We start from the raw sequence: 13,233 nt of genomic DNA on the forward strand, positions 1-13,233 counted from the left end.
GGGAATACGAAGGGGCATCACTGGCCCAGCCTTTCCAGCAGAGCCGGAACATGGACCTGATCGGCCTTGTAGTTGCCGGTGAGGGCGTACATCACGAGGTTGATGCCGCCGCGCAGCGCCATCTCGCGCTGGCGCGGATCGGCGCCGGAGAGCGGCACCAGCCCTTCGCCGCGCTTGTCGATGGCCCAGGCCGCGGCGAGGTCGTTGGCGGTGATGATGATGGGCGAAACATTGTCGCCAGCGCGTGCCGGGCGCCGGCCGTCGCTGTCTGCGGGCGGTAGCGTCTCGACCCAGGTCGTGCCGCTGTCGTACCGGCCGACGAGTTCGTCGAGGATATAGAAGGTCTTGGTCAGGACATGGTCGCGCGGCAGCGGCTCGAGCTCGGGAATGTCGAGCGTCTGCAGCATGCGCTTGAGCTGGTCGCCTTCCGGCGTCGTGCCGCCGCCGGGACGGGCGCTCATGGCGTCGCGCGTGTCGAAGATCACGAGGCCGCCGCCCTTCATATAGGCTTCCAGCTTGCGCAGCGTCTCGGCCGAGGGGATCGGCCGGCCGGCAACCACCGGCCAGTAGAGCACCGGGAAGAAGGCCAGTTCGTCGCGCTCGACATTGACGCCGACCGGCTCACCCGGTTCCAGCGCGGTGCGCGCGCCGAGGACGATATTGAGCCCGGCGAGACCGGCCTTCGACATGTCGTCGACGGCCTTGTCGCCGGTGACGACATAGGCGAGCCGCGTCACCGCGCCATTGGCGAGGAGCGCGCGGGGAATCGGCGGGCGTGTGTCCGCTTGCGGGTTCGGCGCGGGTTGGGCGCGAGCGCTGTCGGGCGCGAAGCCGCCTGCGAAGCCCAATGCGATGAGGATCGCGGCCGCCGCGGTCGCTTTGCGGGCGCGGCCGAAGCCGAGCCGCCCGCCGAGCCAGAGCGTCGCCAGCGTATCCGCGATCAGCAGCAGCAGGGCCAGCGCCAGCAGGGGCGGGCGGGCGTCGCGCGCCACCGGCTCGTCGATCGGCAGGATCGGAGCGCCGAGGCCGGCGAGATCGAGCGCACCCAGCGTGTCATTCGGGGTGAGAGCATTCACTGCGAGCGTGCCGTCGGCAGGGCCATAGAGGCCGGGCGGATGGGCGAGCGTGCCGCGGCCGGCATAGTTGCGGGGCACGGGCTGGCTGGTCGCCGGCGGGGTGCGGAAGCGGCCGCTGCCGTCGAGCACGCGGGTCGGCGAGAGCGTCTCGACGCGGACCTCGTCGCTTTGGGCATCGGCGGCAGGGCCGGTGCCGGCGAGATTCACCACGCGGCGCAGCATCTCCACGAAGAGGCCGGAGAGAGGCAGGTTCGACCAGGTGGTGTCGGCGGTGACGTGGACCATGGCGATCAGCCCGTCGCCGCGCCGCTCGCCGGTGACGACGGGCGTGCCATCTTCCAGCGCCGCCCAGGTCTTGCGCGAGAGATCGGCCTCCGGCTCCGCCAGGATCTGGCGGCTGACGCGGATATCGTCACTGATCGTCAGGCCGTAGAAGGGGCTTTCGCGCGTGAAGGGCGCGAGCTTGCGTGGCGTCTCCCAGGAGAGGCCGCCGCCCAAAGTCCGTCCGCCGCGGCGCAGGCGCACCGGCGTGAGATCGTCCGAAGAGGCGGCAAGGCGCGCGCCGGCAAAGCGTAGCAGCACACCGCCGCGGGTGACGAAATCGGAGACCTTGGCGCTGGTGTCGCGGTCGAGCGCGCCGATATCGGCCAGAACCAGGACCGAGAGATTCTGCGCGAGGAGCTCACCGACCGGGTCGGTCGAACCCTGGCGCGGTTCGCGGACTTCGGCGAAGGGCTGGAGCGCGCGCGAGATGTAGTAGGTCGGCGAGAGCAGCGGTTGCGCCGTGTCGGCGGTGGCGCCCGAGACGATGCCGATCCGGCGGCGCTTGGCGCGATCGTCGAGCAGGGCGACGGCGCCGGCGCTGTTCTCGCCGAGGATTTCCAGCCGCGAGACCGCGTTGCGGACTTCGATCGGCAGGGTCAGGCGCGCCGTGGTTTGCAGATTCGAACCTTCGAAGATGAAAGGTGCGTCGCCGAGCGGCAGGCCCTTCAGGTCGAGCGCGCGGACCTGCCCGGTGGCGGGTGCGCTCGCCGTCGGCCGCAGAACTTTCACGCTGAGCGCGCCGGCTAGATTGTCGGGCGCAGCGAGTGCGAGCTGGTTCGGGGGGCCGGCATGGATCGAAAGCCGTCTTGCGTCGGCGAGCTGCTTCAGCCTGGCCTGGAAGCTGCCGTCGTCGGAAACCGCGAGGCCGTCGGATATCCAGACGATCTCCGCTTCCGGTGCTGTCTGGAGGAAGGATTCGATGCGCGGCAGATGCGCGGCTCGATCAGGCGCATGTGGCTGGAGCGCCAGCGCGCGCAGCCGGTCGAGCGCTACGCGCGGCTCCGCCAGCGAGATGGCGGCCGGGGCCTCGGCCAGTCCGACGATGGCGACCGGGCGGCCCTCGCGCGTTGCGGCCGCGATCCGCGACTCGGCGACGGTGACGCGATCCGGCCAGTCGGAGGCGGCGCCGAAGCCGTTGTCGACGAGGAGCAAGACGGGGCCGCGCAGGGCTGCGCCTTCGCGCGGCGGGTTCCAGATCGGGCCGGCGACCGCGAGGATGACGAGCGCGGCAACCGCCATGCGGATGGCGAGCAGCCACCAGGGCGTATGCGCCGGCAATTCCCGCTTGGCGACGAGGTCGGCCATGATCTTGAGCGGCGGAAAGTCGATCCGGCGCGGCCGTGGCGGCGTCACACGCAGGATCAGCCAGAGCGCTGGCAGCAGGGCGAGCGCGGCCAGTGCGAGCGGGGCGGTGAAGGTCAAGGGGAGGGCGCTGAACATGGCGGCTCCCTTATAAGCCCGAGACGCCGCGCGAAGCGGCGACGAGGCTGGCTATGCGCAGAACGGCTTCGCTCGCCGGACGGTCGGTGCGGTGAAGCGTCAGGGTCCAGCCGGCCTTGCGGCAGGCCTCCGCGATCGCTTCGCGATGAGCGGCGAGGCGCTGGCGATAGGCGTCGCCCCAGGCGCCGGCATCGCCGACGCGCAGCGTCAGCCCATCCTCCAGATCGAAGAGCTCGGCCTGGCCGGTGAAGGGGAAGGTTTCCTCGATCGGATCGACGATCAGCAGCAGATGGCCGCGCGCGCCCGACGACGCCATCGTAGCGATGCGCTGTGCCAGCGAGGCGGAGGGCGAGAGCCCGTCGGTGATGATGATTGCATCCGCCAGCCGCGGTAGCGGCGCGCCGGGAGGGAGGTCAACCTCGCCATTGCGGCTATCGGCGGCAATGGCCTGCGCCAGCAGCTCGACGATGCGGCGCGAGGCCAGCGCCCGCGTCAGGCCGATATGGCCGACGCGCTCGCCTCCCTCCACCATCGTTTCTGCGAGGGCGAAGCCTGCGACCAATGCGCGGTCGACCTTCGGCGCCATCGCCAGCGAGGAGGCGAAGCCCATCGAGGGCGAACGGTCGATCCAGAGCCAGATCGAATGCGAGGCCTCCCATTCGCGCTCGCGCACGAAGAGATGGCCGTCCCTCGCGGAGCGGCGCCAGTCGATGCGCGAGGCGGATTCGCCGGCAACCAGCGGGCGGTACTGCCAGAAGGTTTCGCCCGGGCCGGAGCGGCGCCTGCCGTGGATGCCGTGGACGCTGGCGGAGACGCGGCGGGCTTCGAGGATCAGGCGGGGCAGGCGCGCGGCAAGGTCGAGCGATTCCGTCAGAACCGGCTTGGCCGGTTTCCGCTCGTTCGGGCCCAGGACGCGCATGCGCAACATCGGCCTATCCCAGCCGTTCCACGAGCCGGCCGATGACGCCCTCGACGGTCTCGCCATCGGCGCGGGCGGCGAAGGTCAGCGCGACGCGGTGCTTGAGGACCGGCAGGGCGAGCGCGGCGACATCGTCCACGGACGGCGCGAGCCTGCCCTCGACCAACGCGCGGGCGCGCACCGCGAGCGTCAGCGACTGGCTGGCACGCGGACCCGGCCCCCAAGCGAGCTTGTCGGTGATGGCGGCATCGCCTTCGCCGGGGCGGGCGGAGCGGACGAGATCGAGGATCGCGTCGACGACGGCTTCACCGACCGGCAGACGGCGCACCAGACGCTGGATCGACATCAGCGTCTCCGAGGTCATCGCCTGGGACGGCTTGTATTCGGTCGCGCCGGTGGTTTCGAGCAGGATCCGCCGCTCGGCCTCGCGGTCGGGATAGCCGACATCGATCTCGAGCAGGAAGCGGTCGAGCTGCGCCTCGGGCAACGGGTAGGTACCCTCCTGCTCGATCGGGTTCTGGGTGGCGAGGACGTGGAAGGGGGCGGGCAGATCGTAGCGTTCGCCGGCGACGGTGACGTGGTGCTCCTGCATCGCCTGCAGCAGCGCGGATTGAGTGCGGGGCGAGGCGCGGTTGATCTCGTCCGCCATCAGGAGCTGCGCGAAGACCGGGCCCTTGATGAAGCGGAAATGGCGCTTGCCGTCGGCGCTCTCGTCGAGCACCTCCGAGCCGAGGATGTCGGAGGGCATCAGATCCGGCGTGAACTGGACGCGCCGGGCGGCGAGGCCGAGCACCGTGCCCATCGCCTCGACCAGCTTGGTCTTGGCGAGGCCGGGCACGCCGACCAGCAGCCCATGTCCGCCCGCCAGCAAGGTGACGAGCGAGAGGTCGACCACCGCCTGCTGACCGAAGATGACCTGCCCGATCTCCTTGCGGGCCGCGCCGATGGCGCCGAGCGCGGCCTCGGCCGCCTCGACGATCCCGCTGTCGAGATCGATGGGGGAAGTGCTCTCGCTCACGCGGGCTTGCGCCGCCATGTCGGTCTCCTTCACTGTCGCGGGCCGTTGTGCCGCCATCCGAACCGATCGGTGTGTTCCGTCCTTGAGTGTGGACGGGCCACCCCGGCGGCTCAAGCGCCGAATGGAATGGTACACATCATCTCGGCTTCACGATTATGTGGAGTTCAAGGCAGAAACGCGGTGCAATCAATATGCCGCAGCAAGTGGAGACGGGCTTTTCGATGACGGCTCCGGGCAATGCGATGGACCGGCTGATGGCCGCGCTGGGCAGCGGGAAGGCGCGCGGATTGTCGCCGGTCGAGCGCTGGAATCCGCCGTTTTGCGGCGATCTCGACATGCGGATCGCGGCCGATGGAACTTGGTTTTATCTGGGCACGCCGATCGGCCGGCCGGCCCTGGTGAAGCTTTTCTCCTCGGTGCTGAAGCGCGAGGGTGACGATTACTTTCTCGTGACGCCGGTCGAAAAGGTCGGAATCAAGGTCGACGATGCGCCGTTTCAGGCTGTCGAAATGCAGCTCGACGGCGAGGGGGACGAACGGAGCATCGCCTTCCGGACGCAGGTCGACGATCTGCTCTGCGTCGGGCCGGAGCATCCCCTGCGTTTCCAGCGGGCTGCGAAGGACGGCCTGAAGCCTTATGTCCATGTCCGTAGCGGCCTCTGGGCCCGGCTGACGCGCGCGCTGACCTATGATCTGCTCGCGCTCGGCGAGGTGCGGGAGGCCGCTGGGCAGGCCATGTTCGGGGTGGCAGCGGGTGGCCGGTTCTACCCGGCGCTGCCGGCGAGCGAGATCGAAGGCATCGGGATTTGACGTGAACGGCCAGGCTCTGAACCTCAGCACCGATGCTTTCGCCAAGCTGGCGCGCGAGCGGCTGCGCGCCGAGCCGCCGTCGCTCGGCGATCTCATCGCCCGGCCGCGCGGCGACCACGAGAACCAGCCGCAGCCGGTGCCGATTCCGGACGTGAAGCGCGCTGTCCCCGCGGCCGTGCTGATCGGCATCGTGCCGCGCGAGGCGGGCCCCACCGTGCTCCTGACCCAGCGCGCCGCGGCGCTGCGCAATCACTCGGCGCAGGTCTCCTTTCCCGGCGGGCGGGTCGATGCCGTCGACGGTTCGCCGGTCGTGACGGCCCTGCGTGAGACGGAGGAGGAGATCGGCCTGTCGCGGGAACGCATCCGAACGCTGGGGTTCCTCGATGCCTATCTGACCGGAACGGGCTATCGCATCGTGCCGGTGGTGGCGCTGATCGAGCCGCCTTTCTCGCTGGCGATCAACCATCACGAGGTCGACGAGGCTTTCGAGACGCCGCTCTCCTTCCTGCTCGATCCCGCCAATCACAAGCGGGAGGGCCGCGAATGGAAGGGGCATTTCCGCACCTACTATGCGATGCCGTTCGAGGGCCGCTATATCTGGGGTGCGACTGCCGGCATGATCCGTAATCTCTACGAACGGCTGGCAGGTTAGGATTGTCTTGCGCGGAAAGCGCGCCTGGGAACGACGAAGCCGATGCTGCGCGCGATCATCGAAGAGGTCCTGCTCTTCGTCCTGCCTTTCTGCGTCTTCGCGGGCTATCTCATCGTCCAGCGGCGCAACCCTTTCGACGTCGCGCATTGGAGCCGGCACGCCTTCTGGCTCGCTGTGGCCGGCCTGCTGCTGGCGATCTCGGTGCTCACCTATACCGGCTTCATCGCGCCGCGCAGTGAGGGGGCCTACGAGCCGCCGCATATGGAGAATGGGGTGCTGGTGCCCGGCCGCTTCAAATGACCGGGGGACACGAACACGCCATCGCCCGCTTCCTGGCCGAGCCGATTTTGGTCCGACTCCTGGACGCGCTGAACGGGGCGGGGGAGGAAACCCGCATCGTCGGCGGAGCCGTGCGCAATCTCCTGCTCGGCGAACCGGCCGATGACGTCGACCTCGCCACCACCGCCCTGCCGCAGGAGACGATCCGGCGCGGCCGGAAGGCCGGGTTCAAGGCCGTGCCGACCGGCATCGAACATGGCACGGTGACGCTGGTCTTGGGCGGCACGAGTTTCGAGGTGACGACCCTGCGGCGCGATGTCGAGACCGACGGGCGACGTGCCAAGGTCTTGTTCGGGCGGGATTTTGCCGAGGATGCGCTGCGGCGCGACTTCACCATCAATGCGCTCGGGCTCGATTGCGGCGGCAAGCTGCATGATTACAGCACCGGTCTTGCCGATCTGGCCGGGCGGCGCGTCCGATTCATCGGCGATGCCGAGACGCGCATCCGCGAAGACTATCTGCGGATCCTGCGCTTCTTCCGTTTCCACGCCCGCTACGGCATGGGCGCGCCCGACGCGGAAGGGCTGCGCGCCTGCATTGCAGGCCGCGACGGACTCGCAGCCCTGTCGCGGGAGCGCGTCCGGGCCGAGTTGATGAAGCTTCTGGTCGCTCCGGCCGCGGGCGCCACGCTCGAAGCGATGGCCGGGGCGGGGCTGTTGATGCCCGTGATCGGTGGCGTGCCGCATCGCTCGCGCTTCGCCGCCATCGCCGATGAGGGCGGCGACCGCGCCGACCCGGCTTTTCGGCTGGCGGCGCTGGCGTTGTCGGTTCGGGAGGATGCGCCGCGCTTGCGGGCACGGCTGCGGCTCTCGAACGAGGAATTTGACCGGATCGACGGAATCGCGCTCGCGCTGGAGGGGCTCGCCGGGCAGGCGAAGTTGTCGTCGCTGGCGCGGCTGCGCCATGTCGCGGATCGCGCCGGAAGCGATGCCGTGGCCGCTGCTTTAGCCCTTCTCACCGCTTCGGCGAATGACGAGACCGGCAGGAGCGTGCGGGATCTCGTCGACCAATTGGGCCGGACGCCCGCTTTCCTGCCGCGCGGGCAGGATGTTCTCGCCCGCGGCGTGCCGAAGGGCGAGCGCATCGGGCGGGCTCTCGCGAAGGCACGCCGGCTCTGGATCGAAGCCGGGTGCCCGTCCGATCGGGCCGCGCAGTTCGAACTGCTCGACGTCGCCAGCCGGGAGGCGCTGCCTTAGGGCCAGCGCACCGTCGGCGGCATCGAGGACAGGATCGAATCGACGTTGCCGCCGGTCTTCAGCCCGAAGATCGTGCCGCGGTCGTAGAGCAGGTTGAACTCGACATAGCGGCCGCGCCGGACCTGCTGCTCCTGGCGCTGCGCCTCGGTCCATGGCTTGCCGATATTGCGGCAGAGCACATTGGGGTAGATGTCGAGAAAGGCCTCGCCGACTGCCTTGGTGAAGGCGAAATCGGCGTCCGGATCGCCGGTCCAGATATAGTCGTAGAAGATGCCGCCGATGCCGCGCGGCTCGTTGCGGTGCTTCAGGAAGAAGTATTCGTCGCACCACTCCTTGAAGCGGGAATAATCCGCCACTGCCGGGAAGTTGTCGCAGGGCCGGCGCATCGCGGCATGGAAATCCCGCGAATCCAGATCGTCCTGATTGCGCCGGGCATCCAGCACCGGCGTCAGATCGGCGCCGCCGCCGAACCAGGGCTTCGTCGTGACGACGAAGCGGGTGTTCATGTGCACGGTCGGCGCATGCGGGTTCCAGGGATGGGCGATCAGCGAGATGCCCGTGGCGTGGAAGCGCGGATCGTCGGAGGCGCCGGGGATCTGGCCGGCGAAATCCGGGTGAAAACTGCCATGGACGGTGGAGACGTGAACGCCGACCTTCTCGAAGACACGGCCCTTCATGATCGACATGACGCCGCCGCCACCGGGAACTCCGTCGTGATTGGTGCGCTGCCAGGGCGTGCGGACGAAGCGGCCGGGCCGGTCGGTCTCAGACGGGAAGGGACCCGCAGCCTCGTCCTCGATCTCCTCGAAGGCGGCGCAGATCCGGTCGCGGAGATTCTCGAACCACGCCGCCGTGCGGGGCTTCATCGCCTCGACGACAGCCGGATCGGCGGGCGCAGCTTCAGCGGGCTTGGGCTTGTTCATGGTCATGTCCATCGCGGCGCGGAAAGCCGCCTGTCTGTCGCAACGCCTCACCCATTACCATCGCCGCCGCAAGCGCGACATTGAGCGATCGCAAAGCCGGGCGCATCGGGATGTGAAGGCTGGCATCGGCCGCAGCCTGCACCGCGGGCGTGACGCCGGCCGATTCGCGCCCGACAAGGATGATATCGCCGGGCTGGAAGACGAAATCCGGCAGCGGGGTCGCGCCGTCCGTCTCCGCCAGGACGAGGCGGTGCCCCGCCTCGCGCCGCCACTGGTCGAAGGCCGCGAAGGAATCGTGGCGGGAGACGGCCGCGCGCTCGAGATAATCAATGCCCGAACGGCGGAAATGCCGGTCCGACACGTCAAATGCGGCGGGCTCGACGATATCGACCGCGATGCCGAGACAAGCCGCCATGCGGATCATCGTGCCGGCATTCTGCGGGATATCCGGCTGGAACAGGGCGAGACGCAACATGGCCCTGTCATGCGGTGACGCCCGGATATGCGTCAAGCAGGCTGGCCATTCGCACAAGCGGGGGCCATATGCCTCGAAACCGTCGCGATGCCGCTCCAGGGAAGGCAGACATGTTCGCTCCGCTCTTCCGCTGGCTCGAAAGCCGAATCGACGTCTTCGCTCCCTTCGACGAGCAGGAGACGCCGCCGCATGGCGTCTGGCCCTTCATGTGGCACCACATCAAGGGTGTGAAGGGCTGGATGGCGGCGATCATGATCACCGGCCTCGGCTTCAGCGGCATCGAGGCGGCGATGTATCTGATGGTCGGCTGGTTCGTCGATCTGCTCTCGACGCAGTCGCCCGATACGATCTTCCGGGATCATGGCTGGCTGCTTGCGAGCGCCGCCTTCCTGCTCGTGGTCGTCCGGCCGCTGATCTATTTCGCCAACCACGCTATCGTCGATCAGGTCGTGGTGCCGCAGATCACCAACCAAATCCGCTGGCGTAACCATGTCTACACGCTCGGCCATGCGCTGGGTTACTTCCAGAACGATTTCGCAGGACGGCTTTCGGCGCGCGTCATCCAGGCCGGGCAGTCGATCCGCGGCGCGACGATCGAGGTTATCGACGACCTCTGGTACGCGCTGGTCTTCGCCACGGTGGCGATCGGCTTCTTCGGCAAGACCAGTCTCTGGCTCGCCCTGCCGGTCATCGTCTGGCTCGGCGCCTATGTCGCGCTGCTGATCTACTTCGTGCCGCGCGCCAAAAAGCGCTCGGAGGCGAATTCCTTCGGCCGTTCGACGACGACGGGGCGCATCGTCGATTCCTACACGAACATCCTGACGGTCAAACTGTTCGCGCGGGCCGATGCCGAGCGCTCCGCCGTCCGCGACTCGTTGACGCGGTGGAACGCCTCCTTCCTCAACCTGTCGCGGCTGATCACCGGCGTGAGCGTGATCCTGCAGACGATGAACAGCCTGCTCGTCGTGGCGACCGCCTGGCTCGCCCTGCTGCTCTGGAGCCAGGGCGAGATGACGCCGGGCGCGGTCGCCGCCGCGATCGGCCTCGTGCTGCGCCTCGTGCAGATGTCGGGGTGGCTGATCCATCTGGTGCGCGGCATCTTCGAGAATATCGGCTCGGTGCAGGAGAGCATGGAGACGATCGCGAAGCCGCATGATCTGCGCGATATGCCGGACGCCCAGCCGCTCGTCGTCGACAAGGGGGCGATCAGCTTCGAGAAGATCCGCTTCAACTACGGCCGGGGCGCCGGGCTGTTCGAGGGGCTCGATCTTCAGATCAAGCCGGGCGAGCGGATCGGGCTCGTCGGCCCCTCGGGCGCCGGCAAATCGACGCTGGTGAACCTGCTGCTCCGGCTCTACCCGCTCGAAAGCGGGCGCATCCTGATCGACGGGCAGGACATCGCCCATGTCACGCAGGACAGTCTGCGGGCGCAGATCGGCATGGTGACGCAGGACAACTCGCTGCTGCACCGCTCGATCGGCGACAACATCGCCTATGGCCGGATGGGCGCGAGCGAAGCCGAGATCATCGCCGCCGCGCGACAGGCCGAGGCGCATGACTTCATCCTCGGGCTCGGCGACCAGGACGGGCGCGAGGGCTTTGATTCGCGCGTCGGGGAGCGCGGCGTGAAGCTCTCGGGTGGCCAGCGCCAGCGCATCGCCATCGCGCGCGTGCTGCTCAAGGATGCGCCGATCCTGATTCTCGACGAGGCGACCTCGGCGCTGGATTCAGAGGTCGAGGCGGCCATCCAGCAGCAGCTCGCCGCGCTGATGCAAGGCAAGACCGTGATCGCGATCGCGCATAGACTATCGACGATCGCCGCGCTCGACCGGCTGATCGTGCTCGATCAGGGGCGGATCGTGGCGACCGGAAGCCATGAGGAGTTGATCCGGCGAGGCGGGCTCTACGCCCGGCTGTGGGCGCGGCAATCGGGTGGTTTCCTTGCCGCCGCCGATCCGGAAAAGCTCGCCGTCTGAGGTCCTCGCCTGCGAACTGTGCGCCATGCATGGGCGGGAGGTTCGCGACAGTAGACTTCGTCCAATCTGCATGTCAAAGAGCCCGAGGTGACGCACCGCCGCATTGCGGCGGTCGTGGCGCGCCCCTATGAGGGCGAGAGGCGACAATTTCGAGCTGTTCCAGCTCGCAAGACGTGTAAGAGGATTGGATCGTGGCGAACGCGACCGATACATCGACCGGAACAACCCGCCGCGATTTCCTGATGCTTACGACCGGGGCTGCAGGCGCCGTCGGCATCGGCGCTGTCATCGTCCCCCTGATCAGCCAGCTCGCTCCCGATGCGCAGACCGTCGCGGCCGGCGCGCCGGTCGACGTCGATCTGGCACCGATCGCCGAAGGCCAGGCAATCAAGATCTTCTGGCGCGGCAAACCCATCTTCGTGCGCCATCGCACCAAGAAGGAGATCGACGAGGCGCTCGCCGTCGATGTCAGCACGTTGCGCGACCCGCAGACCGACCAGCAGCGCACGAAGGCCGGCCATGAGCAGTATCTCATCGTCTTCGGCAACTGCACCCATCTCGGCTGCATCCCGCTCGGCACCGCGCCCGGCGAGCCCAAGGGCGACTACGACGGCTGGTTCTGCCCCTGCCACGGCTCGCACTACGATTCCTCCGGCCGCATCCGCAAGGGCCCGGCACCGCTCAACCTGCCGGTTCCGCCTTACGCCTTCACCGCGGACACCAAGATCAAGATCGGCTGAGCAATGCGCTCGACGCTTTCCCGCCAAGATGAGACAGCCTTGAGGCATTCTTCATGAGTGGTCACAGTTCCTACGTTCCGAAGACCGGCATCGAACGCTGGCTCGACGCCCGCCTGCCGATCATCCGGCTGGCTCATGATTCGGCAGTCTCCTATCCGGTGCCGCGCAACCTGAACTATCTTTGGACGTTCGGCGGCATCCTGGTGTTCATGCTGGTGGCGCAGATCATCACCGGCGTGATCCTGGCGATGCACTACACCGCCAATTCGCTGCTGGCGTTCAACTCCGTCGAGCACATCATGCGCGACGTGAACTATGGCTGGCTGCTGCGCTATCTGCACTCGAACGGCGCCTCGATGTTCTTCATCGCCGTCTACGTGCACATCTTCCGCGGGCTCTATTACGGTTCGTACAAGGCACCGCGCGAGGTGCTCTGGATCCTCGGCGTGGTCATCTTCCTGCTGATGATGGCGACGGCCTTCATGGGCTACGTGTTGCCCTGGGGTCAGATGTCCTTCTGGGGCGCTACCGTCATCACCAATCTGTTCTCGGCATTGCCGGTGATCGGCGAGACGATCGTCACCTTCCTGTGGGGCGGCTATTCGGTCGACAACCCGACGCTGAACCGCTTCTTCTCGCTGCACTATCTGCTGCCGTTCATGATCTTCGGCGTCGTCGTGCTGCATATCTGGGCGCTGCACGTCGTCGGCCAGAACAACCCGACCGGCGTCGAGGTGAAGAACGTCGAGAAGGACACCGTGCCCTTCACGCCCTATGCGACCGTCAAGGACATCTTCGGCATGGTCGTGTTCATGATCCTGTTCTCCTGGTTCGTGTTCTACCAGCCGAACTTCCTGGGTCACGCCGACAACTACATCGTGGCGAACCCGGCCGCGACGCCGGCGCACATCGTCCCCGAATGGTACTTCCTGCCGTTCTACGCGATCCTGCGCGCCATCCCCGACAAGCTCGGCGGCGTGCTGGCCATGGGCTCGGCCATCGTCGTGCTCGCCTTCCTGCCCTGGATCGACACCTCCAAGGTGAAGTCGATGAGCTACCGCCCGATCGCGCGCCAGCTCTTCTGGGCCTTCGTCCTGGTCTGCATCGGCCTGGGCTATCTCGGCGCCATGCCGGCGGACGGCGGCTACGTCATCGCCTCGCAGATCTTCACCGTGCTGTATTTCGGCTTCTTCGTCGCGCTCTTCGTCGTCGGCCTGTTCGAGCGGCCTAAGGCGCTGCCGACCTCGATCGCCGATGCCGTGCTCGCTGCTTCCGCCAAGAACGGCTCGGCGGCGCGCATCGCGACCGCCACCGCTGCCGAACCGAACGTCAAGGGCTGACGGAAC

Annotated in this window: 12 protein-coding genes; 7 read left to right on the plus strand and 5 right to left on the minus strand. The window is 67.8% G+C overall.

Translation table 11 applies throughout. From position 1 onward, the window contains the following. Positions 1–17: 17 nt before the first annotated feature. From AB4Z16_RS13985 to AB4Z16_RS13995, 3 genes are read right to left on the minus strand one after another with little or no spacing between them, the layout of a single operon-like run. The gene (locus AB4Z16_RS13985; RefSeq protein ID WP_441511960.1) at positions 18–2,840 is read right to left on the minus strand and encodes a DUF4159 domain-containing protein; all 2,823 of its coding nucleotides are present in this window, start codon (positions 2,838–2,840) and stop codon (positions 18–20) included. A 10-nt stretch (positions 2,841–2,850) separates the two neighbouring features. After that, positions 2,851–3,768 (minus strand): DUF58 domain-containing protein, encoded by a 918-nt coding sequence (locus tag AB4Z16_RS13990; RefSeq protein ID WP_441511961.1) that lies wholly within the window; start codon positions 3,766–3,768, stop codon positions 2,851–2,853. 4 nt (positions 3,769–3,772) lie between these two features. Beyond that, positions 3,773–4,795, minus strand: a complete 1,023-nt coding sequence (locus AB4Z16_RS13995; protein WP_441511962.1) for an AAA family ATPase — start codon at positions 4,793–4,795, stop codon at positions 3,773–3,775. A gap of 203 nt (positions 4,796–4,998) precedes the next feature. Here AB4Z16_RS13995 and AB4Z16_RS14000 point away from each other — a divergent pair, with 203 nt between their 5' ends. The 4 genes from AB4Z16_RS14000 to AB4Z16_RS14015 are packed head-to-tail and all read left to right on the plus strand — an operon-like array spanning position 4,999 to position 7,773. Next, positions 4,999–5,586 (plus strand): DUF1285 domain-containing protein, encoded by a 588-nt coding sequence (locus tag AB4Z16_RS14000; RefSeq protein ID WP_441511963.1) that lies wholly within the window; start codon positions 4,999–5,001, stop codon positions 5,584–5,586. Position 5,587: 1 nt separating this feature from the next. Further along, the gene (locus tag AB4Z16_RS14005) at positions 5,588–6,238 is read left to right on the plus strand and encodes a CoA pyrophosphatase (protein WP_441511964.1); all 651 of its coding nucleotides are present in this window, start codon (positions 5,588–5,590) and stop codon (positions 6,236–6,238) included. A 42-nt stretch (positions 6,239–6,280) separates the two neighbouring features. Continuing rightward, positions 6,281–6,538 (plus strand): DUF6111 family protein, encoded by a 258-nt coding sequence (locus AB4Z16_RS14010; RefSeq protein WP_441511965.1) that lies wholly within the window; start codon positions 6,281–6,283, stop codon positions 6,536–6,538. Then, entirely contained in the window at positions 6,535–7,773 is a 1,239-nt protein-coding gene (locus tag AB4Z16_RS14015; protein ID WP_441511966.1) for a CCA tRNA nucleotidyltransferase, read from the plus strand. The genes AB4Z16_RS14010 and AB4Z16_RS14015 overlap by 4 nt, the downstream gene beginning before the upstream one ends. Here the strand turns inward: AB4Z16_RS14015 and hemF are convergent. Both hemF and AB4Z16_RS14025 read right to left on the minus strand, forming a co-directional pair. Further along, positions 7,770–8,702, minus strand: a complete 933-nt coding sequence (gene hemF, locus AB4Z16_RS14020) for an oxygen-dependent coproporphyrinogen oxidase (RefSeq protein WP_441511967.1) — start codon at positions 8,700–8,702, stop codon at positions 7,770–7,772. The genes AB4Z16_RS14015 and hemF overlap by 4 nt on opposite strands. Continuing rightward, positions 8,674–9,171, minus strand: coding sequence for a tRNA (cytidine(34)-2'-O)-methyltransferase (locus tag AB4Z16_RS14025; protein WP_441511968.1), 498 nt, complete (start codon positions 9,169–9,171; stop codon positions 8,674–8,676). Before AB4Z16_RS14025 ends, hemF begins: the two co-directional genes overlap by 29 nt. 110 nt (positions 9,172–9,281) lie before the next feature. On the opposite strand from AB4Z16_RS14025, the gene AB4Z16_RS14030 reads away from it, so the two are divergent. The 3 genes from AB4Z16_RS14030 (at position 9,282) to AB4Z16_RS14040 (ending at position 13,227) form a co-directional block, all read left to right on the plus strand. Then, positions 9,282–11,147: an ABC transporter ATP-binding protein gene (locus AB4Z16_RS14030; protein WP_441511969.1), complete on the plus strand. Its 1,866-nt coding sequence runs from the start codon at positions 9,282–9,284 to the stop codon at positions 11,145–11,147. A gap of 191 nt (positions 11,148–11,338) precedes the next feature. Further along, a complete protein-coding gene (gene petA / locus AB4Z16_RS14035) occupies positions 11,339–11,887 on the plus strand; it encodes a ubiquinol-cytochrome c reductase iron-sulfur subunit (protein WP_441511970.1) in 549 nt (182 codons plus the stop codon). Positions 11,888–11,940: 53 nt separating this feature from the next. Beyond that, positions 11,941–13,227 carry a cytochrome b gene (locus AB4Z16_RS14040; protein WP_441511971.1) on the plus strand — a complete coding sequence of 429 codons (1,287 nt, stop codon included), beginning with the start codon at positions 11,941–11,943 and terminating at the stop codon, positions 13,225–13,227. Positions 13,228–13,233 lie beyond the last annotated feature (6 nt).

This window comes from Allobosea sp. TAF32 (assembly GCF_052113585.1).
Lineage (GTDB): Bacteria > Pseudomonadota > Alphaproteobacteria > Rhizobiales > Beijerinckiaceae > Allobosea.